Here is a 22,504-nt window from a genome sequence, read left to right as displayed (position 1 = left end):
TAAAGCAGTGCCGACTTAGCTCAGCTGGTAGAGCAACTGACTTGTAATCAGTAGGTCAACCGTTCGACTCGGTTAGTCGGCACCACTTTCCTTTTACCGGAAGTGAATTAGTAGAGAATTATCGTGGAGGGGTTCCCGAGCGGCCAAAGGGATCAGACTGTAAATCTGACGGCTCAGCCTTCGCTGGTTCGAATCCAGCTCCCTCCACCACTTTATTCTTGACGGTTAGAGGTAGTTTAAGAACAGATTTTTATGCGGGCATCGTATAATGGCTATTACCTCAGCCTTCCAAGCTGATGATGCGGGTTCGATTCCCGCTGCCCGCTCCAGTTCTTGTGTTGCTGATATAGCTCAGTTGGTAGAGCGCACCCTTGGTAAGGGTGAGGTCGGCAGTTCGACTCTGCCTATCAGCACCAGTCCTAAGAATCTCCTTGATTACTTCCTTTATCTGTCAGAAAATACTATTTGAAAAAATTAACTTAATCTACCTCTGGTGGATTATTTTCATATGTAATTTAGATACACAAAACTGATAGGTTCCGTCATGGCAAAAGAAAAGTTTGAACGCGTAAAACCGCACGTAAACGTTGGTACAATCGGCCACGTTGACCACGGTAAAACTACACTAACTGCAGCAATCACTAACGTACTTGCAAAAGTATACGGCGGTGTTGCTAAAGATTTCGCATCAATCGACAACGCTCCTGAAGAGCGCGAACGTGGTATCACTATTTCAACGTCTCACGTTGAATACGATACCCCTACACGTCACTACGCACACGTAGATTGTCCTGGTCACGCCGATTATGTTAAAAACATGATCACTGGTGCTGCTCAAATGGATGGCGCGATCTTAGTAGTTGCTGCGACAGATGGCCCTATGCCACAAACACGTGAGCACATCCTTCTTTCTCGTCAAGTTGGCGTTCCTTACATCATCGTGTTCATGAACAAATGTGACATGGTAGATGACGAAGAGCTACTTGAACTAGTAGAAATGGAAGTCCGTGAACTTCTTTCTGAATACGATTTCCCAGGTGATGACTTACCTCTAATCGCTGGTTCTGCGCTTAAAGCGTTAGAAGGCGAGAAAGAGTGGGAAGATAAGATTGTTGAGCTTGCAAACGCACTTGATTCTTACATCCCAGAGCCAGAGCGTGACATCGATAAGCCTTTCATCATGCCTATCGAAGACGTTTTCTCAATCCAAGGTCGTGGTACTGTTGTAACTGGTCGTGTTGAAGCTGGTATCATCAACGTAAATGACGAAGTTGAAATCGTTGGTATCAAAGAGACTACTAAGTCTACTTGTACTGGTGTTGAAATGTTCCGTAAGCTTCTTGACGAAGGTCGTGCTGGTGAGAACATTGGTGCACTTCTACGTGGTACTAAGCGTGAAGACGTTGAACGTGGTCAAGTACTAGCTAAGCCTGGTTCAATCAACCCACATACTACATTCACTTCAGAAGTATACGTACTTTCTAAAGATGAAGGTGGTCGTCATACTCCATTCTTCAAAGGTTACCGTCCACAGTTCTACTTCCGTACAACTGACGTAACTGGTGACGTACAGTTACCAGAAGGCGTAGAAATGGTAATGCCTGGTGATAACATCAAGATGACAGTAACTCTAATCGCACCAATCGCGATGGATGAAGGTCTTCGTTTTGCTATCCGTGAAGGTGGCCGTACTGTAGGTGCTGGTGTTGTAGCAACTATCGTAGCGTAATAATTAACTTTTAAGTTAATTGTTAGAAAAAGGTCACTCAGGTGGCCTTTTTTAATGCCTGAAGAAAAGTGTCATATGAAGGTGGCGCTCTTACCTTAGGCGTAGGTGCTTTGTAGCAACGTTCAAAGCGTAATTATTAGCTTTAAAGTTAATTGTTATAAAAAGGTCACTCAGGTGGCCTTTTTTAATGCCTGAAGAAAAGTGTCATATGAAGGTGGCGCTCTTACCTTAGGCGTAGGTGCTTTGTAGCAACGGTCAAAGCGTAATAATTAGCTTTTAAGTTAATTGTTAGAAAAAGGTCACTCAGGTGGCCTTTTTTAATGCCTGAAGAAAAGTGATTTGCTCCTAGGTATAGCTTTATTGCCGTAGCTTGGGTTGAGTTTTACGAAACCCGAGGAAAAAGGTTGCTGAAAATAACTGAGCTCTTAGATATAAAAAAAGCACGGCTAGGCCGTGCTTATATTGAGTTAGCTCTTGGTCTTTTAGCCAATTACTAATATATGATAAAAGCTTTAATGCTTTTTCGCATACTCTTCAGCTTGTTTTAAAACTCTTAATAAATTACCGCTAAGAATCTTTTTAATATCTTTATCGCTGTAATCTCTATCCATTAAACCTTGAACAAGATTAGGGTAGCTAGATACATCTTTTAAACCGATAGGTAATGAATCGCCAACCCCATCATAATCAGAGCCAATACCTACATAATCAATACCAATTAGCTCAACTACGTGATCAATATGGTCAAGCACTTGCTCAAGACTTGCAAATGGGTATGGGTTTTTAGCGCGGTACGCAGCATCAAAATCTTTACTTAACTTAGTGCCTTCTTTTTTAGCTGACTCTTTTGTGTTTTTTAATTGCTTGCCCCAACTACCTGCTTTAGCGGTAACAAAGCTTGAGCCAAAGTTGATTTGAATAACGCCGCCATTTTTTTTCAGCGCTAATAACATATCGTCATTCATATTGCGCTCAAAGCCAGGCGTGTATTTACGAAGTGATGAATGAGAGGCAATTACTGGTGTTTTAGAAAGCTCCATAACCTGATAAAACGCATCATCAGAAATATGCGATACATCGATTAGCATACCAATATTATTCATTTCAGTGACAAGCTCTTTACCAAATGGGCTTAAGCCTTTCCATTTACGGCGTATATCGTAAGACGAATCCGAAATATGGTTGCTTTGCGAGTGCGCTAGCGTAATGTAGCGAATGCCACGGTCGTAAAAGTGCTGAAGGTTTTTCATATCCCCTTCAATAGGAGAGCCGTTTTCCATACCCATCGCTATAGAAAGCTTGCCTTGTTTAAATTGCTCTTCTATATCAGTACTTGAGCTAGCAATAGCAAACTTATCGGGTGCGCGCTGGGCTATGGCTTCCATACTATCAATCATTTGATTGGCTAGCTGATAGCTTTTTCCTTTACCTTCAAACTCTAAATGCGCAGGAATATAAATTGACATAAATGGGGCGTTTAAACCGCCTTTTACAGCGCGAGGATAGTCAAAATCGCCATCAGTTGTTGCTTTGGTTACATCAACCCAGCTTTCGTGAATTCGATAAGGTACGTCAATATGGGTATCAATTAAAATGGTGTCTTTAGCGAGTTTAATTGCCTTGTCAGATGCTATTATTGTTTGTTCTGCTTGGGCTTGGCTAGTTAAAGCTAGTGATATGGCTACCACTAGAGTGCTGAGTTTTATCATGTTTTGGCTCTTTGGGTAAAAAGCCATTGTGTACGTTCAATTCAAAAGTTACAAGTGTTGTGCACTAATCAAACGACTGCGCTTGATGCTCTTCACTTTGCAGCGCTTTAAATTCGCCCTTAGAAATAATAGTAACTGACTCATGCAATTCAGAGAAAAACACCATCGCTTCACCATTTTTAAGCTGAAGCTTAACTTGGTTTACTTTCGATTCAATGCTTGCCTCTACTTCACCGTAGTCAGTGCCTTCACGTAAAACATAGCTTTCTATTAAGTTGTATAGCGTATCTTTATCGAGTTGTTCAAAAGGGATGATCATTACTGCTTTTTACTCGCTTTATTTAAAACATGTTCCCCAAAATAACTGGGCACGGCCTTCTCTAACCAAAAAATAGGCTTAAACGGATTTTTACCGCTAATAAAACCAACGTGTCCGCCTTTGTCAGAGATGCGCAGCGTAACATGCTCACTTACGTCTTGCCTACTTGGTACGGCCTTAATTGAGAGCATGGGGTCGTCTTTTGCATGAATAATTAATGTAGGCACAGCAATATGCTTTAAATATGGCATCGCACTGGCTTGACGATAGTAATCGTGAGCGTTTTCAAAGCCGTGCAAAGGAGCCGTTAGCTGGTTATCAAACTCTAATAGGTCGTCAATGTTCATTAATTGATCGGTAGTGATAGATATTTGCTGCTTAATTTGTGGCAGCTTTCGCTGCATTGATTTTTTCATCCGATCGAGCAAATACTTTTGATAAATTTTACCTAGGCTTTTACGAATTACATCGCTTGATGACGACAAATCATAAGGTGCAGAAACAACCGCAGCCGCGCTTAAAGGACATGCTAGTGCTTGTTCACCTAAGTATTTGGCAAGTACATTACCGCCAAGAGAAAAGCCAACGGCAACCATGGGTCTATTTGGATATTGTTGCTTTAGATGATTAATAAAAAAAGCTAAGTCGGCGGTATCACCACTATGATATGCGCGAGGCAAGCGATTTACTTCGGTTGAGCAATTTCTAAAGTGCATAAGCACAACTGCATAACCTTGCTTTTTTAATGCCTTCATCATGCCTTTAGCGTAAAAGCTATTTATATTACCTTCAAGGCCATGAAGGACTATAGCAAGAGGTGCAGTTTCGTTATGCGGAAGTGACCAAGCAAGTTCGATAAAATCGCCATCGGGTGTATCAAGTTGCTCAAGTTCGTAGCTAGTGTTATGAAATGGGCGGAAAAAACGCGGCATTATGGTTTGAACGTGACGGTTTGTCATCCACCATGCGGGTTTAAACTGTGGGATCATATTTGTACTACACACTTTGCAAAAAAGAATCGCTAGTGTATCAAAAAGAATAAAAAGCGCCTAATCAGTAACTGATAGGGCGCTTTGTGCGTCGTGCTTAATTTTGTTCAGGAACTTCTGCATCATGTATCTTTTTAAGAAAGAAAAAAGCAAAAAAAATACACAGAGAAACAACAATGGTTAAAAACCCAAAAGACATAAATAAAACTGGATCTGTAAAAAAGTCTCTAAAGAATACGCTCATAAGTTGCTCCCCTCGTTTTTGATGGGTTAATCATAAGCGGTGCTTGCAGGTCGCAATGTGATCGAGATCAATTTATTTACTTAAGCAGATGTAAGTGCGAAGTTAAGTTGATTTAGATCATGCTTTAAGAGGGTGTTCTATAGATTCGGTGCGTACTTCAACAATGTATGAAATGTATTTACTTACACGTATAGCTTTATATTGTTGGGTGTATCAGAAGTTTTTAATTTAAGACCGTTAGCGGTGCTTATGAGCATGCATTGCTGTTGTTTTTCAAGCTTTAGCTCAGTGCTTAGTAACTCTGCGCGTATTGTAGCGTAATCACTTATCGTATTCTGATTAGTTTTTAAATAGCTGTGTGCGGCGCGCAGGGGTTGTAATACGTGAGTATCAAACTCACTCACTACTTGTGTTAACTCGTTTAGCTGTTGGGTATTAATACTTAAATTTAATGAATCTAAATAAAGTAGTAATAAGCATAAATTAACGTTTTTTCCTTGCTGGTTTTGTAGTGCCAGCAAGGTTGTTTGTTGCTCAGGCTTTGCGTACAAGGTGCACGCAAACTGCCAAAAATGGTCGCTATTGAGCAAGTTCATCGGCGAATGCCTGCTCTTTTTCTTCCATTTCTTCAAGTGCCATAAGTAACTCTTCTTCAACGTCGTTAAGTTTAGGTGTAAGGGTTGCTTGCTTAGCTAATAACTCTTTAAGCTTGGCTTTGTTATCGTCGTTGTAGAGTTCGTTATCGCCGAGTGCTTCTTCAACTTCACTTAATTCAGCGGTGAATTTATCGAGTTGCTTTTCAAGCTTTTCAATTTGCTTTTTAAGTGGCTGAGTGGCCTTTCTAAACTCAGCCTCTAAGCGTTTTTGCTCTTTACGGTTAACACCCGGATTTGCTTTAGGCTCGTCGCTTTGCTGCGCTTTAACCGCTTCTTTATTCGCATTGAGTAACCACTGGTAATACGCATCTAAATCGTAACCAAACTGGGTTACTTTGCCGTCATCTACTAAGTAAAACTCATCGGCGGTATTTTTAAGCATATGGCGGTCGTGCGATACAGTAACCATGGCGCCTTCAAAGCCTTGCAGTGCCATAACAAGTGCATGGCGCATTTCTAAATCAAGGTGGTTTGTAGGCTCATCGAGTAGTAATAAGTTTGGCTTTTGGTATACCAACATGGCAAGTACTAAACGTGCTTTTTCGCCGCCCGAAAATGGGGCTACGGGCTCAAGGGCTTTATCGCCAATAAAGGCAAAACCACCTAAAAAGTCACGTAGTGATTGCTCAGTGGCTTTTGGGTCGAGGCGTTGTAAGTGCATTATTGCACTGGCTTTTAAATCAAGAGATTCAAGCTGATGCTGCGCAAAGTAACCAATATTTAACCCGTGATGCTGAATAACTTCGCCAGCTTGCGGCTCTAAATCACCAGAAAGCAGTTTAATTAATGTTGATTTACCTGCGCCATTTCGGCCAAGTAAAGCAATTCGGCTGCCTGGTACAAGGTTTAGCTCTATATTATTTAAAATAGTGACGTCACCATAACCCGCTTTGGCTTTATCTATTGTCATTAGTGGGTTTGGTAATGCTTTTGGCTCTGCAAACTCAAAGTTAAATGGCGAGTCGGCATGTGCCGGCGCTAGTTTTTCCATGCGTTCAAGTGCTTTCACACGGCTTTGTGCTTGTTTAGCTTTACTGGCTTTTGCTTTAAAGCGCGTTATAAACTGCTCAAGGTGCGCAATTTGATCTTGTTGCTTATCAAACATTGCTTGTTGTTGTAGTAAACGCTCTGCTTTTTGGCGTTCAAACTGCGAGTAGTTACCTTTGTAAACGTTGATAAGTTGCTTATCTACGTGCCAAATTTGATCAACCACCGCATCTAAAAACTCACGGTCATGCGATATAAGTACAAGGGTGCCGGTGTAAGCGCGTAAAAAGCGTTCAAGCCAATAAACGGCATCTAAATCAAGGTGGTTTGTTGGCTCATCGAGTAATAGTAAATCGGCGTCGCGTATTAATGCTTGGGCAAGGTTTAAACGCATACGCCAACCACCCGAAAACGAGCTTACAGGGTTTTCTATTAGGTTATTAGCAAAGCCTAAGCCGTGTAATAGCTCACCTGCGGTTGATTCAATGCTATAGCCTTTAATGTTTTCAAGCTGAATATGTACTTTGGCTTGTGTGTCGCCATCGTTGTTTTGCTCGGCCTCACGCAGTGCTATACGCATTGCATAGTATTCTGGATGGCCTTGGAGTACATAATCAATTGCGCTTATTTCAAGGGCTGGAGTTTCTTGCTTTACTGAGGCAATAGACCAATCTTTTGGAATATTGCAATTACCGGCATCTAGTTGCAGTTCTGATTTTAGTAAACCAAATAACGTTGATTTTCCACAGCCATTAGCGCCAACAAGGCCTACTTTGTGTTCTGGAAATAACGTAGCTGATGCGTTTTTTAATAAGGCTTTACCGCCACGAAGTAGTTCTATTTCTGAGATTTGGATCATGAATGCGTTACTTTGCTGTGCCCTTGTTAAGTTGGCGCTATCATAACATAGAACTTAATGCGCTTATCAAGCGTATCAACAAGTGAAGTTATACGATAAAATAGCGGCAGTTCAAACCACAGGAAAAATGTTGTGAGACAAAAGAAGCGATTTATTGCTGGTGCATCGTGCCCTGACTGCAAAGCCATGGATACTATGATGCTATACAGAGAACATGATGTTGAAAAAGTAGAGTGTGTTGAGTGTGGTCATAAAATGGCGCAACCCGATAACGCTGTTCAGGCGTCTACTCGCCAATTTGAACAAGTAATTGGTGTGTTTAAACCGGGCGACTAACCCGGTTTTTTATTGCCTAATTTTTACCGGCTTTAGTAATGCGGTGGAGGCGGCTCAGGTGCTTCTGACATCATAGACGATGATGACTGCGACTCTTTAATTTTTTCTGCTAGCAGCTCGGTTTGGCGTTTCATTTTTGCTAACAGCTGTTGGTGCACTTTTATTTCATCATTTAAGACTTCAATCGTTTCGTCTTGAAAAGCCACTTTGGCTTCAAGTTCCATTAAGCGATGTTCAATTGTGTTCATTATTCTCTCGTATAATAAATCGCTCTGCGATCCCGCTGGAGCTTTCGGTTAACAACGACTTACCGTTATCTGTAAATGTCACATCTAGCACCACCGCCGATTTAGGCTTACTGCCTTCGCGCGGGGTAACCTGCCAAGTTTGAATTTTTTCACCGCTTGGTATTTGCCACAAATCTACGCGCTTATTTGGCGAGCCGGTTGCAAGCAAAGTGCCTTGTTCGTTAAAACGCACAGCAGTAAAAATTTTCTGACGCGCAATATACTTCAGTTTACTCACAAGATCACCTGTAGTCAGCTTCCATACATTTGCTTGTGCCATACTATCGGCCGTAAACGCATAGCGACCTTGTGGATCGAGCGTTACGTGGGTAACACGCGTTGGGTGATTAAAACGATGAATTACTTGCCCTGTACGTGTATCCCAAAAGTAAGCAACATAATCGTTAGAGCCGCTTAAAGCAAAGCGTCCGTTGGGCGATAAATCAACGGTGTTAACTTTATCTTGGTGGCCTAAAAATTCGATACGTCTGCCGGTTTCAAGGTTTATGAATACAACTACGCCGTCGCTACGGCCGTATAAAACACTACGGCCTTGATTGCTAATGGCAATATCGCGAATACTGGCTTTTTGTATTTTGTAATAACCTTTATTTTTGCCTGTGGTTATATCCCACACCGCAAACGTGGTTTTTTCGGCGGTAACGGCCACGCTGTTATCAAAAGCAATGGCTACTGCATACACTAGGCTATCTTGTGATTGTTGCTGAAACCACTGGTATTTTAGCACTTGCTGTTGATTATCCCATAGGGCGACCCCATGGTTAATGGAGGAGATCAAGCTGTATTTACCATCGTTCGATAGCGTTGATGAAAATGCACCTTGCGCAGCATGTTCGTAGCTTGCTACAGCCTGTTGTTTTTTATCGGTACAGGCGATGGCTAAAAAACAGCTAAATACGATTAAAAAAGTACGAAATATCGACATGTTACAGGTATTTCCTCTTAACTCTTAGTGACTGAGAGGTTAGACTAGGACGCGTTGAATGCCTAGGTTGTTTGTCTAATCACTGGATATGTTTTTAGTTTAGCTAACAATGTGAAATTTAGTCATTAAACAAGCAGCCTATCATGTAGGCCGTTAATCTTTAACTAGTAATAATACAATAAATGACAACTGCAAAGTGTGTCGGAGATTTAAAATGAAAAAGACGATTAAATTGTCATTGATTGCAGCGTCAGTTTTAGCGCTTACAGCTTGTAATCAAGAAGCAAAAAAAGAGCAAGCAGAAGTTAAGCTAGACACTGTTGAACAGCAACAAGCATACGGTATTGGTGCATCTGTAGGTAACTTTTTAAATAAAGATCTAGCAGACAAAACTGAAATTGGTATTGAACTAGACCAAGCACTTTTAATTCGTGGTTTTGAAGATGCACTTGCTGGTAATGCAAAAATTGACGAAGAAAAAATTCGTGAAGTGTTAACTGCATTAGATACATCAGTACGTACTAAGCAAGAAGAAACAGCAAAAGTTGAGTCTGAAAAAAGCAAAGAAGCGGGTGTTAAATACTTAGCTGATAACGCTAAAAAAGAAGGCGTTACAGTAACGGAGTCTGGCCTGCAGTACGAAGTGCTTAGTGAAGGTGATGGCGAAAAGCCAGTAGCAACTGATGTAGTTAAAGTACACTACAAAGGTACTTTATTAGACGGTACTGAGTTTGATAGCTCATATGCACGCAACGAACCTACAACTTTCCCTCTTAACCGCGTAATTGCGGGTTGGACTGAAGGTTTACAGCTTATGTCAGTGGGTTCTAAGTACAAGTTTACTATTCCTTCAGAACTTGCTTACGGCGACCGCGATTTAGGTAAAATTCCTGCTAACTCAACACTTATTTTTGATGTTGAATTACTTGAAATTCAAAACGATGAAGACGCAGCTCCTGCAAAATAATCATCATATAAACTAAAAGTTATTTAGCTTATGAATGCAAAAAGGGACCTTAGGTCCCTTTTTTAATACGTGTAAGTAACGTATTAATTTGTGTGATTAGAAAACAAGTTATCAATAAGCTCATCTTCTAACGCAAATCGTGCTTCTAGCGCTTCACCGATAACAGATAAATCGTTATCAAAATCTTTTAATAAGTCTTCTTTATCTACTTCTGCGTATTTATCGTTAAAATCCAGTGCAATATCAGTTGTACTAGAAATGCGCGGGTAAATTGCATTGGCAAGTTCTTGGCTTTTTGGGCCTTTATTTTCACAAGCTTTAGCAATGTCATCATAAATTTCAAAATGACCAGCAGACAAGTAATCCATCAGAATTTGGCAAAAAGATTCAATTTGATCAGGCTCTGGTAAAGCATGATCCTTTTTATCATATGGAGAAAAACCAGCCATTTTACAAAAGAGCACAATAAGCTCTTGGCGTTCATTTAACCATTTATCGATTACTGTGTGGCTACCACCCCATTTCTGTTGAGCTTTTTCTACACGCGTCAGCATAACTGTTCTCCTAGCTGGGTTGGTCTTTAAATTAAGTATAATAAGTTTATATACATCAAGATATATTTAATTTGCGTGTATATCAACAAGTAAAACAGATGTTCTAAAAGCGATGTAATTTATTGAATGGTAAATGGTGAGATTTATTGTAGGCAAGAAAAAACCACCGGTTAAGGTGGTCTAATTTCTTTAATTGGCTTGTTATAACAAGCTTTCTTATTTTTATGAGATAATTTTTATTGTTGTTATTTTAAAACTTTTATTTTTATTATTTTAAGATTTTTATTATTGTTTTTGTTAACGCGGGACAAACAATAACAAGCTTTTTTCGATGTTGCAAACATATTAATAAAAAGTTTTAAATGTTATGGTTTGTTTGCTTGTTTTATAGTCAAAATAGGTTGAAACCGTAGATTATATTGATCTGCCTCTAGGTAAGGCTGTTTTCGTCCCTAAGCAATAGAGGGTCGGAGAATATGGTGGTACAATCTTGCACAATTTATACAAGTCTTAGGATCATTTACGCCATGAGCGAATTAAAAAACGACCGTTATTTACGTGCACTTGCAAAACAACCTGTTGATGTAACTCCGGTATGGATGATGCGCCAAGCAGGACGCTATTTACCAGAGTATCGCGCTACACGTGCACAAGCGGGCGATTTTATGAGCCTGTGCCGTAATGCTGAGCTTGCATGTGAAGTTACACTGCAGCCACTACGTCGCTACCCGTTAGATGCTGCTATTTTATTTAGTGATATTTTAACGATTCCAGATGCGATGGGTTTAGGTCTGTACTTTGAAACTGGCGAAGGTCCTAAGTTCGAACGTCCTATTTCATCACTTGCTGATGTTAAAAAAATTCCAAAACTTGATCCAACTGACGAGCTTGGCTACGTAATGAACGCGGTAAGCACTATTCGTCGTGAACTTAAAGGTGAAGTACCGCTTATTGGTTTTTCTGGTTCACCTTGGACGCTAGCAACTTATATGGTTGAAGGCGGTAGCAGCAAAGTATTTGGTAAAATTAAAAAAATGGCGTTTGCAGAACCGCAAACACTTCATTTATTACTCGATAAGTTAGCTGATTCAGTTATTGATTACTTAAATGCTCAAATTAAAGCTGGCGCGCAATCGCTAATGGTATTTGACTCATGGGGCGGTGTATTAAGCCCGCGCGATTACAACGAATTTTCACTACAATACATGCATAAAATTGTAGATGGCTTAATTCGTGAGTACGACGGTCGTAAAGTACCGGTTACTTTGTTCACTAAAAATGGTGGTCAATGGATTGAAGCTATTGCGGCAACAGGCTGTGATGCAATTGGTCTTGATTGGACTATTAATATCAGCGACGCTAAACGCCGTGTGGGTGATAAAGTAGCTCTACAAGGTAATATGGACCCATCTATGTTACACGGTACACCAGAGCGTATTCGCCAAGAAGTAGGCACTATTTTAGAAGACTTCGGTACAGGCAATGGCCACGTGTTTAACCTAGGCCACGGTATTACACCAGATGTAGACCCTGAAAATGCTGGCGTATTCATTAATGCAGTACATGAGCTAAGTGCTAAGTACCATAAGTAATAGTCACTTAAACAAGCTTTAAAACTGTTTAAAAGTAAAAACCCGCTAAGTTGCGGGTTTTTTGTTACCTATTTATAAAGGCTTTTAAAACTACTTATTTAAATAAGCGATTTAAACCATTTAATGCCGCAACACGGTAGGCTTCAGCCATGGTTGGGTAGTTAAATGTGGTATTTACAAAGTAGTCGATATTATTACCACCATTTTTTTGTTCCATAATGGCTTGGCCAATGTGAACAATTTCAGAGGCGCGTTCGCCAAAACAATGTACGCCAAGTACTTCTTTGGTTTCAGTGTGGAATAATATTTTTAAACTACCTACTTCAGTACCAGCAATTTGCGCGCGAGCCAAATGCTTAAATTGAGCACGGCCAACTTCATACGGTACTTTAGCGGCTGTAAGCTCTTGCTCGGTTTTACCTACTGAGCTCATTTCTGGAATGGTATAAATACCAGCCGGAATATCAACAATCAGCCTGTCATCGCAGTTACCACATGCAATTGCATCAGCAGCTATACGACCTTGGTCAAACGCAGCACTTGCAAGGCTAGGATAGCCAATTACATCACCTACAGCGTAAACGTTATCAATTTCTGTTTGGTATGTTTCGTTAACTTTTAATTGGCCACGGCTATCGGCTTTTAAGCCAATGGCTTCAAGATTTAGTGTATCAGTGTTACCAGTACGACCATTAGCAAATAAAATACAGTCAGCTTTTACGCGTTTACCTGATTTTAAATGCATTATAACGCAGTCGTCACGCGTCTCAATTCGGTCAAACTCTTCGTTATGACGAATAACAATACCGCTATTCCAAAAGTGATAGCTAAGTGCGTCAGATATTTCTGCATCCATAAAAGCAAGTAGTCGGTCGCGTGTATTAACCAAATCAACTTTAGCGCCTAAACCTTTAAATATTGACGCGTACTCACAACCAATTACACCAGCTCCGTAAATCAGTACACGATGAGGGTCATGCTCAAGGCCAAGTATTGTGTCACTTTCGTAAATACGAGAATGTGTAAAATCCACCTCTGGCGGGCGATAAGGGCGCGAACCCGTTGCTATAACAATCGTTTTAGCAGTCAGTCGCTCAGTTGAACCATCATTTCGTTTTACTTCAATTGTGTGCTTATCTACAAAGCTCGCATCACCTTGAAACATATGAATGCGGTTGCGATCGTAAAAGCTACTACGTAAATTAGATTGCTTAGAAATAACAGAACTTGCGTGACGTAAAATATCAGGAAATGTTAAGCGGCTAGGGCGCTCACCAACATTGAATAACGGATTTGCTTTGTATTCAATATAGCGGCTAACAGAGTGGCGAAGCGCTTTTGAAGGAATTGTTCCCCAATGTACACAACCGCCACCAACTGATTCTTGGCGTTCAATAACCGCTACTTTTTTATCGTTTTTTGAAAGGTTCATGGCGGTACCTTCACCGCCAGGACCCGTGCCAATAATTATTGCATCATATTGGTATGTCACGGGTACTTTTTTTTGTTCTGGTTGTTTGGCCACAGCCACTCCTAAATTAATTAAAAGAGGCTTTTAATAACCTCGCATTAAGTGCTAGCCAAGCCTGTTTTTGATTTTCCCAGGCGGCTTCCAACTCATGGTATTGTGCCATTAATGCTGAGCGTTCACACTGCTTTGCCATGTTATTTTTTTTAACTTCTAACACTTGTTTTTGTAGTGAACAATAATTTTGCAGTTTTTTCAGCAGTAAATCGTACTCTTGTTGTAATAATGTAATCTTATCTTGTGCTAAAGGCAATTTTGCAAGACGCGTTTGCGTTTTGCTCATGAGCGTTTCGGCCTTCGCTTTTTCTATACGTTCAACAGGAGTACGCTTTAACTTATTGGCTAAACCAACAGCTGCTAAAGAGCGAATCATCCATTTTGTTGGATCGTAATGAAACCATTTAATACCGTTACGGTAGTCGCTTGCAAAAATATGGTGGAAGTTATGGTACCCCTCACCGTATGTAAATAACGCTAAAAAGCCGTTATCACGTGCCGTATTTTTTTCGGTGTATGGGCGAGAGCCCCAAATATGTGCAACTGAGTTTATAAAAAAGGTAAAGTGTTGACTCAGTACTAAGCGTAGTAAACCTGCAAGAATTAACATCCCCCACACATCACCAACCAATAAACCAAGTATAACAGGCAAGCCTACGTTCATAGCAATCACAAGCTTTAAGTAATGTTTATGTTGCCACATAACTATTTTATTGCGCTGTAAATCACGACAATTACTATAATCACCGTAGCTATCGCCTTGGTAGTCACGTAACATCCACCCGATATGGCTATACCAAAAACCATTGGTCGCCGCGTAAGGGTCTTTTATTGGGTCGTCAACTTGACCGTGATGTATACGGTGATCGCTACTCCAATGCAATGCACTGTTTTGCAGCGCAAAAGCACCGCCAAGCGCAAAAATAAATTCAACTGCAGGGTGTGCGTTATAGGTTTTATGTGCCCATAATCGATGGTAGCCGGCAGTAATTGATAAGCCTGCATAAAACATGCAGCCTACAAAAGCAATCCAATGCGCGCTGGTAAATCCGTAGCTAATGGCGTACCAAGGTACAAGTGTGGCAGCCGCCAAAAAGGTTAGGCTAAAAAATAGGACGTTTGTCCAAATAATCGGTGGTTTATTCATAATTCTCAATCTCAGCGTACAACTGTAAGCTAAAATAGTATTTCAAACTCTTGTCGTCAAGTATTAGACTGTACAATTGAGCTAATATCACTAAATATTCATATAAAATAATTCAGGGAGCTGTTGATGTCGGGTGTTAGAGCGCAACAGAAACAAAAAACACGACAGGCGTTAATTCAAGCGGCATTTAATCAGCTGAGTGCTGATCATAGTTTTTCGAATTTAAGTTTACGCGAAGTAGCACGAGAAGCCGGTATTGCCCCAACGTCTTTTTATCGTCATTTTAAAGACATGGATGAGCTAGGTTTAACCATGGTAGACGAAGCTGGTTTAACCCTTCGCCAACTTATGCGCCAAGCTCGTAGACGAATAGCGAACGATGGCGGCAGTGTTATAAATACCTCAGTGGTTACTTTTATGGAGTTTATTGATAACTCAAGTAACCAATTTAGGTTGTTGCTGCGAGAACGATCAGGGACTTCTAAAGCATTTAGAGCCGCAGTAGCGCGCGAGGTAAAACATTTTATTTTAGAGTTGGCTCATTATTTAGAAAGTGAAACTAAGTGCAACGCTATGCATGCCTATATTCAGGCGGAATCTATGGTAACGCTCGTATTTAATGCGGGTGCAGAAGCGCTCGATATAGAAGGATTGCAACGCGACGAATTAATTGAGCGCGTTATTTGGCAGCTGCGTTATATTACTCGTGGAGCCGGGCATTACGTAAGAGAAACGAGTAAAGAAGCATAGCTTAAAGAAATTGCAAAAAGTTAATATAAGCACGGTATATTGTAGTGCTTATTAATTTAAGCGTCACTAGTCGCGTATTCGTTATTTTAATTCTCAATAAGCATCTAGTTTGAATTAAAAAACCCAATTGAATCATTTTTAAATCTGTTTTGTGGAATTTTTATGCTTGCTTCCATCGCTTTGTAATGTTAAAAATAGGCTTCACTGAACACACACACAAGAAAACAAGATGCATATTATTCGTTTAATTACACTAAAACTTAACCTCTTACTGCTATGGCAAGTGAGCGGGGATTAGTGTGTTTGCATCGAGTTGAACACTAAAAACCCCGCAATTGCGGGGTTTTTTTTATCTCGCGGCTGGGATTAATTGAAATTTGGGTAACATAGGAATGAGGGGCAGTTATGCAAGAGCAAGATAAAGTATGGATTTTTGATACCACCTTACGTGATGGTGAGCAGGCACTTAAAGCAAGCCTTACTGAAGATGATAAAATTCAATTAGCGCATACAATTAGCCGCTTGAATGTGGATGTGATGGAAGTGGGTTTTCCGGTTTCGAGCCCTGCTGATTTTCGCTCGGTGCAACGTATTGCAACCGAGGTAAAAGGCCCGATTATTTGTGGTTTAGCACGCTCTGTTGCCAAAGACATTGAGGCCTGTGGCGAAGCACTTCGCACAGCACAACAAAGCCGTATTCATACTTTTATTGCTACAAGCCCTTTGCACCTAGAACATAAATTACGTATGAGCCTAGACGATGCAACGGCAATGGCTGTTAAATCAATTAAATTGGCGCGTAACTATACTGATGATGTTGAATTTTCGTGTGAAGATGCCGGTCGTACGCCGCATTGGGATTTATGCAAAATTGTTGAGCAGGCAATTAACGCCGGAGCTTCAACTATTAACTTGCCAGATACCGTTGGTTTTGTAACGCCAGACGAATACGCAGCGATGATCCGCCATTTAATGAATAACGTGCCAAATATTGATAAAGCGCGTTTGAGTGTGCATTGCCACAACGATTTAGGTTTAGCAGTAGCAAACTCGGTGGCTGCAGTGCAAGCCGGCGCACGCCAAATTGAGTGTACTATTAATGGCATTGGTGAGCGTGCTGGTAACTGCTCGCTTGAAGAAGTGGCGATGATCATGAAAATGCGCAAAGACCACTTAAAAGTATACACAGATATTAAAAGTGAAGAAATTTACCGCGCATCTCGTCAAGTGGCTAAAATTTGTAATATGCCAGTACAACCAAATAAAGCGATTGTTGGCGAAAACGCCTTTGCACATAGCTCAGGCATTCACCAAGACGGTGTATTAAAAGCGCAAAATACTTATGAGATTATGTCGCCAGAAAGCGTTGGTGTGCCAAGCAACCAATTAAATATGACTTCGCGTTCGGGTCGTCATGTTATTGAGCATCGCCTAGAAGAGTTAGGCTATCAAAAATCTGATTACGATATGGATGGCTTATACAAAAGCTTTATTGAGTTGGCTGACCAAAAAGGCACCGTATACGATTACGACCTTGAGGCGATGATTTACTTTAATCAAATTAACGACAAAGACGAAAAATACCAATTAGAATTTGTTAACTCAGCCTCTAACTCACAATCGGTAGCAAGCTCTACCATTGGAATGCGCATTGATGGCGAAGCTAAACAAGAAGCCGCGACAGGTAATGGTCCAGTAGAAGCCTCGTTTGCAGCGATTGAGCGCTTAACCGGTATGAGCGTTGAAATGATTGAATATAACTTAGAAGCGACAGGCCAAGGTGCAAGCTCATTAGGCCAAGTAAATATTATAGCTAAATACGATGGCCGACCTTATCACGGAGCGGGCATTGCAGCGGATGTGGTTGAAGCGTCGGTACGCGCCATGATCCGCGTTTATAACTTAATTTATCGTGCACAAAAAGTGTCTGATTTAAAACAACAAAGGAAAGCAGGATGAGTAAAACAAACTACAGCGTTGCAGTATTAGCTGGCGACGGTATTGGTCCAGAAGTGATGGCAGCAGCAGAACAAGTACTTGATGCTGTGAGCAATAAGTTTGGTTTTACCCTGAACCGTGAGCATTATGCAATTGGTGGCGCAGCAATTGATGAATTTGGTAAAGCATTACCAGAGAGCACACTAGCAGCGTGTGAAAACGCTGATGCTATTTTATTTGGTTCGGTAGGCGGTCCTAAATGGGAAAACTTACCACCAAACGAGCAGCCTGAGCGCGCATCATTATTGCCGCTTCGTAAGCACTTTGGTTTGTTTTGTAATTTACGCCCTGCACAGTTATTACCTGCATTAAGTGCAGCGTCGCCACTTCGCGCTGATATTAGTGAAAAAGGGTTTGATATTTTATGTGTGCGCGAGCTTACTGGCGGCATTTACTTTGGCGAAAAAGGCCGCAGTGGTGAAGGCGCAGAAGAGTTTGCATTTGATACGCAAACATACTCACGAAAAGAAATTGAACGTATTGCACGCTTTGCTTTTGAAGCTGCAAAATTACGTAGTAACCATGTTACCTCTGTTGATAAAGCAAACGTACTTGCATCAAGTGTATTATGGCGCGAAGTAGTCACCGAAGTAAGCAAAGACTACCCAGAAGTAAGCCTAGATTACATTTATGTAGATAACGCCGCTATGCAGTTAGTTAAGCAGCCTAGCCAATTTGATGTATTGCTTTGCGATAACTTATTTGGCGATATTTTGTCAGATGAGTGCGCCATGATCACAGGCTCAATGGGCTTATTACCTTCGGCAAGCTTGAATCAGTCGGGTTTTGGGTTGTACGAGCCAGCAGGCGGTTCAGCACCAGATATTGCAGGTAAAGGCGTTGCAAACCCAATAGCACAAATTTTAAGTGCCGCATTAATGTTACGTTACTCGCTAGGGCAAGACGAAGCTGCGCGCACCATTGAAAAAGCAGTAGCAGAAGCTGTAGAAGCAGGTGTAGGCACGCCAGATATATATCCAAATGCCGGTTACAGTACAAGCGATGTGGCAGCAGCTATCGTTTCACGCATTTAATAACATATTAAAGTTGCAGCACCGTTATGCTGCAACTCAAACAGATTAGGGAATTAGCAAGTGGCCCAAACGTTATACGACAAAATTTGGCAAGCACATACCGTTGCCAGCATAAACGAGCAAACCGACTTACTTTATATTGACCGCCATTTAGTGCATGAAGTTACTTCTCCGCAGGCTTTTGCAGGTCTACGTGAAAAAAACCGTACTGTACGTTGCCCAGAAAAAACCTTTGCAACGATGGATCATAACGTATCGACTAAGAGCCGATCACTTGATGCCGCAAGCGAAGTATCTAAAAACCAATTAATGGCGCTTGATAAAAACTGTAAAGAGTTTGGTATTGTACTTTACGATTTAAACTCAATTAACCAAGGTATTGTGCACGTAATGGGCCCAGAGCAAGGTATTACTTTGCCAGGCACAACCATTGTATGTGGCGATAGCCATACTTCTACGCATGGTGCGTTTGGCGCATTAGCGCATGGTATTGGTACGTCTGAGGTTGAGCACGTATTAGCAACGCAAACGCTACAGCAAAAAAAGGCGAAATCGTTAAAAATTCAAATTAACGGTGTATTGCGTCCAACAGTTACGGCTAAAGATTTAATTATGGCGGTAATTGGCAAGTTAGGTACTGCTGGTGGCACAGGCTATGTAGCAGAATTTTGTGGTGCAGGCATTGAAGCGCTTTCAATGGAAGCCCGTATGACGCTATGTAATATGAGCATAGAAATGGGTGCAAAAGCGGGTTTAATTGCATCTGACCAAATTACTTATGATTATTTAAAAGGTCGTCCGTTTGCACCTAAAGGCGCAGATTTTGATGCAGCCGTTGAATATTGGGAAACCTTAAAAACAGACGAAGGCGCACACTTTGATTTAGTTGTTGAGCTAAATGCTGACGACATTCAACCACAAATTACTTGGGGCACAAGCCCAGAGCAAGTAATTGGTGTTGATGAGTGCATACCCGATCCAGATAAAGAACCTGATTTAATTAAAGCTGATGCCATTCGCAGCGCACTTAAATACATGGACTTAAAAGCGGGCGATAAATTATCAAGCGCAAAAGTAGACACGGTATTTATTGGCTCATGTACAAATAGTCGCATTGAAGACTTACGCGCTGCGGCAAAAATTGTTGAAGGCAAACATGTTGTTGCTGGCATAGAGGCGTTAATTGTACCGGGCTCTGGCTTAGTTAAAAAACAAGCTGAAGACGAAGGCTTAGCCGATATTTTTAAAGCCGCAGGCTTTGAATGGCGCGAACCAGGTTGTTCTATGTGTTTAGCGATGAACGATGACCGCCTAGAAGCAGGTAAGCGTTGTGCATCTACTTCTAATCGTAATTTTGAAGGTCGCCAAGGTCGTGGCGGGCGTACCCATTTAGTTAGTCCTGCAATGGCGGCAGCCGCTGCAATACATGGTCACTTTGTTGATATTAGAGGAGAAGCATAATGAGCGTATTTTTTAGTGGCTTAATGGCTCCACTTGATAAAAACAATGTAGATACTGACCAAATTATTCCTAAGCAGTTTTTAACATCAACTAGCCGCGAAGGTTTTGATGCTGCCTTGTTTTATGATTGGCGTTACCTAGATAACGGTGAGCCAAACCCTGACTTTATTTTAAATCGCCCATGCTACCAAGGTGCGCAAATATTATTAACGCGCGACAACTTTGGTTGTGGCTCATCCCGCGAGCACGCGCCATGGGCACTTAAGCAATATGGTTTTGAAGTTATTTTAGCTGAAAGCTTTGCAGATATTTTCTTTAATAACTGTGGTAACAACCAAATGTTAGCCATAGCGTTACCTGCCGACACGCTTGAGCAATTGTTTGTACTTAGCGAGAAGCACGACGATATTAACATTGAAATCGACCTTGAAAATCAAACACTAACAAGTAGTAAGTTTGCACCAATTAGTTTTGATATTCGTAAAGACGTAAAAGAGCGCCTATTAAGTGGCTTAGATTTTATTGGTGTAACCGAAACGCTAAACCCACAAATTGATGCGTTTGAAAAACAACTAGCGACTGAGCGTTCTTGGCAGTAATTTCTTAACCGTGTGTATTAAAAATCACGTATTAAAAAGCACGGCAATTGCCGTGCTTTTTTGTGGGTAAATATTAGATGTGGTAGCTAAAGGTTAATGCCTAAAGTCAGCCATTAACGCAGGTATACCGGGTAACATGCCTACAATTGCCATTACAGTGGTAAGTAACACAAACATAATAAGTGGAATCACCCAGCGGCTCATTTTAGTTAGCTCAGCGCTGCGCTCTTTACAGCCAATAAGCCCTAAGTTATCAAGTAACATAGTAAGCGACCAACCAAAAGCCGGATTAACTAAGGTTGAGGCAAATACCACAATAGTGGCTGATTGCGTTGTTTTACCTTCGCGCGTCATTTCCATGCCAGCCTCAAGTAGCGGGATAAACACGCCCACAATAAGTGCTACACAGAGCACAGGCTGCCAAATTGCTAAATCCATAGGGTAACCCCATAAACCAGCAATAATACAAAATACGGCTGTTAAAATGGCGCCAGCCGGAATAGGGCGTTTAGCAATAGCAGCAGGTACAATGTAGGTTCCCCAAGAGGACGCAAAGTTAGCACCACCGGCAAGTGAGCCAAATGTTTGTCTAACCGATGCGCTTAGCATGGTGTCGTCGATATTCATTTGTACTTTTTCAGTGCGTTGCGGATAGCTTATTTTTTGAAATACTTGATGGCCTAAAAAATCAGGAGACCACATAGCAACGGCGAGCACTGCAAATGGGAGTACAACAACAAAGCTTTCAAGCGTTGGTAAACCTAGCATCCAACCCGTGTTTTCGCCCCACCAGTAAGCTGGGTTCATATTTGGTAAACCTGGTGCAGTATGAAACTCAAACGGTGCGCCTAAGGCAAAGGCAACCACGCCACCAATAAGGCAACTTAACGGCACGGCTAACCAACGCTTTTTAAAGTGCTCTAATAGCGCATACAATAAAATGGTGGCTAAAATAACAATAAACGCAATATGCGCCATATCAATGGCTTCAGCCCAGGCAAACAGCTTTTTAACCTGCGAAATAGTACCAATAAAGCCTAAATAAATGAGTAGCCCGCCACATACACCTTTACTGGTTAGGCGCGCGAGCATACTTCCTCCTTTGGTTATGGCCAAAATAAAACCAAAGGCACCAATGAGTAAGCCAAACGCCATAGGGTGGCCGCCAGCTGCAACTACAATAGGAATTAACGGTATAAGAGGGCCATGAGTACCAGCCAAGTTAGCTGTTGGTAAAATAAAGCCTGAGAATAAGATGATAAAAATAGAAACAATGAGTAATTCGTAGCGCACGTTTTCTAAAACAAACGCATCGCTTAAACCAAGAGGCGCTGCAAATGTTGCCGCAATAGCCCCCACCATAACGACTTTACCAATAGTGCCCGCCATTGCAGGAATGGTGTCTTCAAATTCAAATCGGTAATCTCTAAACGGTAAATTAGGACGCCAGCGTTTAGGCTGCATAATCTGTAATTCATGTTCGAGATACTCGTCGCGAGTATTAAACTCTGAACTCGGTTTGTGAAGCTGCTCGTAGCTTTGAGCATTCTTGTGCGTGTTTGATGGTGCATCACCGGGTGGTGTAGTTTGCATGCGTTCTCCTGCAACATTGTTGCTTAATCAAATAAATACGGCTTTTGTTAAAGCAAATGAATATTGAACATGCAGGGTAAATCAGCTGTTAGGCTGCTATGTATAGGCAAAAGGTCGTGCATGGTTGTTTTTAATACAGTCAATTTAAAAAACTGCTTTACACTAAAAATTATGAAATTACAGAAGGTGATTAAAAGTTGCTATAAATCATAACCTTGAATGT

20 protein-coding genes and 4 tRNA genes are annotated in these 22,504 nt (G+C 41.2%); 13 read left to right on the top strand and 11 right to left on the bottom strand.

All coding sequences use genetic code 11. The features are described from left to right. Positions 1–9 precede the first annotated feature (9 nt). From D172_RS16815 to tuf, 5 genes are all read left to right on the top strand, one after another. Positions 10–85: transfer RNA gene (locus tag D172_RS16815), tRNA-Thr, on the top strand. Between the two features lie 40 nt (positions 86–125). Beyond that, a tRNA-Tyr gene (locus tag D172_RS16810) sits at positions 126–210 on the top strand. A gap of 44 nt (positions 211–254) precedes the next feature. Continuing rightward, a tRNA-Gly gene (locus D172_RS16805) sits at positions 255–329 on the top strand. A gap of 11 nt (positions 330–340) precedes the next feature. Continuing rightward, a tRNA-Thr gene (locus D172_RS16800) sits at positions 341–416 on the top strand. A gap of 128 nt (positions 417–544) precedes the next feature. Continuing rightward, positions 545–1,729, top strand: coding sequence for an elongation factor Tu (tuf, locus tag D172_RS16795; RefSeq protein WP_058230523.1), 1,185 nt, complete (start codon positions 545–547; stop codon positions 1,727–1,729). A gap of 512 nt (positions 1,730–2,241) precedes the next feature. Here the strand turns inward: tuf and D172_RS16790 are convergent. From D172_RS16790 to D172_RS16770, 5 genes are all read right to left on the bottom strand, one after another. Beyond that, a complete protein-coding gene (locus D172_RS16790; protein ID WP_007378893.1) occupies positions 2,242–3,438 on the bottom strand; it encodes a dipeptidase in 1,197 nt (398 codons plus the stop codon). Positions 3,439–3,502: 64 nt separating this feature from the next. Beyond that, on the bottom strand, positions 3,503–3,757 hold the full coding sequence (locus tag D172_RS16785) for a YheU family protein (RefSeq protein ID WP_007378894.1): 255 nt from the start codon (positions 3,755–3,757) through the stop codon (positions 3,503–3,505). After that, entirely contained in the window at positions 3,757–4,746 is a 990-nt protein-coding gene (locus tag D172_RS16780; protein ID WP_007378895.1) for a hydrolase, read from the bottom strand. Before D172_RS16780 ends, D172_RS16785 begins: the two co-directional genes overlap by 1 nt. A 426-nt stretch (positions 4,747–5,172) precedes the next feature. Then, on the bottom strand, positions 5,173–5,586 hold the full coding sequence (locus D172_RS16775) for a TIGR02444 family protein (protein WP_007378897.1): 414 nt from the start codon (positions 5,584–5,586) through the stop codon (positions 5,173–5,175). Next, positions 5,570–7,492, bottom strand: coding sequence for an ATP-binding cassette domain-containing protein (locus D172_RS16770; protein WP_007378898.1), 1,923 nt, complete (start codon positions 7,490–7,492; stop codon positions 5,570–5,572). The genes D172_RS16775 and D172_RS16770 overlap by 17 nt, the downstream gene beginning before the upstream one ends. A gap of 132 nt (positions 7,493–7,624) precedes the next feature. Here D172_RS16770 and D172_RS16765 point away from each other — a divergent pair, with 132 nt between their 5' ends. Next, positions 7,625–7,828, top strand: coding sequence for a YheV family putative zinc ribbon protein (locus D172_RS16765; RefSeq protein ID WP_007378899.1), 204 nt, complete (start codon positions 7,625–7,627; stop codon positions 7,826–7,828). A 32-nt stretch (positions 7,829–7,860) separates the two neighbouring features. Here the strand turns inward: D172_RS16765 and D172_RS16760 are convergent, their stop codons facing one another. After that, positions 7,861–8,076, bottom strand: a complete 216-nt coding sequence (locus tag D172_RS16760; protein WP_007378900.1) for a SlyX family protein — start codon at positions 8,074–8,076, stop codon at positions 7,861–7,863. Then, a complete protein-coding gene (locus D172_RS16755; RefSeq protein ID WP_007378901.1) occupies positions 8,063–9,061 on the bottom strand; it encodes a WD40 repeat domain-containing protein in 999 nt (332 codons plus the stop codon). Before D172_RS16755 ends, D172_RS16760 begins: the two co-directional genes overlap by 14 nt. Positions 9,062–9,275: 214 nt before the next feature. Here D172_RS16755 and fkpA point away from each other — a divergent pair, with 214 nt between their 5' ends. Further along, complete coding sequence (gene fkpA / locus D172_RS16750) at positions 9,276–10,028, top strand: FKBP-type peptidyl-prolyl cis-trans isomerase (RefSeq protein WP_007378902.1); 753 nt, start codon at positions 9,276–9,278, stop codon at positions 10,026–10,028. Between the two features lie 83 nt (positions 10,029–10,111). On the opposite strand, the gene D172_RS16745 is transcribed toward fkpA, so the two are convergent. Continuing rightward, on the bottom strand, positions 10,112–10,582 hold the full coding sequence (locus tag D172_RS16745; RefSeq protein ID WP_007378903.1) for an Rsd/AlgQ family anti-sigma factor: 471 nt from the start codon (positions 10,580–10,582) through the stop codon (positions 10,112–10,114). Between the two features lie 527 nt (positions 10,583–11,109). Here D172_RS16745 and hemE point away from each other — a divergent pair. Next, on the top strand, positions 11,110–12,174 hold the full coding sequence (gene hemE, locus D172_RS16740) for a uroporphyrinogen decarboxylase (RefSeq protein ID WP_002961084.1): 1,065 nt from the start codon (positions 11,110–11,112) through the stop codon (positions 12,172–12,174). 94 nt (positions 12,175–12,268) lie between these two features. On the opposite strand, the gene sthA is transcribed toward hemE, so the two are convergent. Both sthA and D172_RS16730 read right to left on the bottom strand, forming a co-directional pair. Then, positions 12,269–13,699, bottom strand: a complete 1,431-nt coding sequence (sthA, locus tag D172_RS16735; RefSeq protein WP_007378904.1) for a Si-specific NAD(P)(+) transhydrogenase — start codon at positions 13,697–13,699, stop codon at positions 12,269–12,271. Between the two features lie 13 nt (positions 13,700–13,712). Beyond that, positions 13,713–14,846, bottom strand: a complete 1,134-nt coding sequence (locus D172_RS16730; RefSeq protein WP_058230565.1) for an acyl-CoA desaturase — start codon at positions 14,844–14,846, stop codon at positions 13,713–13,715. Positions 14,847–14,972: 126 nt separating this feature from the next. Here D172_RS16730 and fabR point away from each other — a divergent pair, with 126 nt between their 5' ends. The 5 genes from fabR to leuD all read left to right on the top strand — a co-directional run bounded on the left by fabR (position 14,973) and on the right by leuD (position 20,688). After that, positions 14,973–15,596, top strand: coding sequence for an HTH-type transcriptional repressor FabR (gene fabR / locus D172_RS16725; RefSeq protein WP_002961087.1), 624 nt, complete (start codon positions 14,973–14,975; stop codon positions 15,594–15,596). 405 nt (positions 15,597–16,001) lie between these two features. Beyond that, entirely contained in the window at positions 16,002–17,555 is a 1,554-nt protein-coding gene (leuA, locus tag D172_RS16720; RefSeq protein ID WP_002961090.1) for a 2-isopropylmalate synthase, read from the top strand. Then, complete coding sequence (gene leuB, locus D172_RS16715) at positions 17,552–18,628, top strand: 3-isopropylmalate dehydrogenase (protein WP_007376376.1); 1,077 nt, start codon at positions 17,552–17,554, stop codon at positions 18,626–18,628. Before leuA ends, leuB begins: the two co-directional genes overlap by 4 nt. Before the next feature lie 60 nt (positions 18,629–18,688). Further along, positions 18,689–20,089 carry a 3-isopropylmalate dehydratase large subunit gene (gene leuC, locus D172_RS16710; RefSeq protein ID WP_007376377.1) on the top strand — a complete coding sequence of 467 codons (1,401 nt, stop codon included), beginning with the start codon at positions 18,689–18,691 and terminating at the stop codon, positions 20,087–20,089. After that, the gene (leuD, locus tag D172_RS16705) at positions 20,089–20,688 is read left to right on the top strand and encodes a 3-isopropylmalate dehydratase small subunit (protein WP_007376378.1); all 600 of its coding nucleotides are present in this window, start codon (positions 20,089–20,091) and stop codon (positions 20,686–20,688) included. Before leuC ends, leuD begins: the two co-directional genes overlap by 1 nt. A gap of 93 nt (positions 20,689–20,781) precedes the next feature. On the opposite strand, the gene D172_RS16700 is transcribed toward leuD, so the two are convergent. Further along, positions 20,782–22,281, bottom strand: coding sequence for a DUF3360 family protein (locus tag D172_RS16700; RefSeq protein WP_007376379.1), 1,500 nt, complete (start codon positions 22,279–22,281; stop codon positions 20,782–20,784). Positions 22,282–22,504 lie beyond the last annotated feature (223 nt).

The organism is Pseudoalteromonas sp. Bsw20308 (genome assembly GCF_000310105.2).
In the GTDB taxonomy this organism is placed as follows: Bacteria; Pseudomonadota; Gammaproteobacteria; order Enterobacterales; family Alteromonadaceae; genus Pseudoalteromonas; species Pseudoalteromonas fuliginea.
This window is presented reverse-complemented; position numbering and strand designations above follow the sequence as displayed.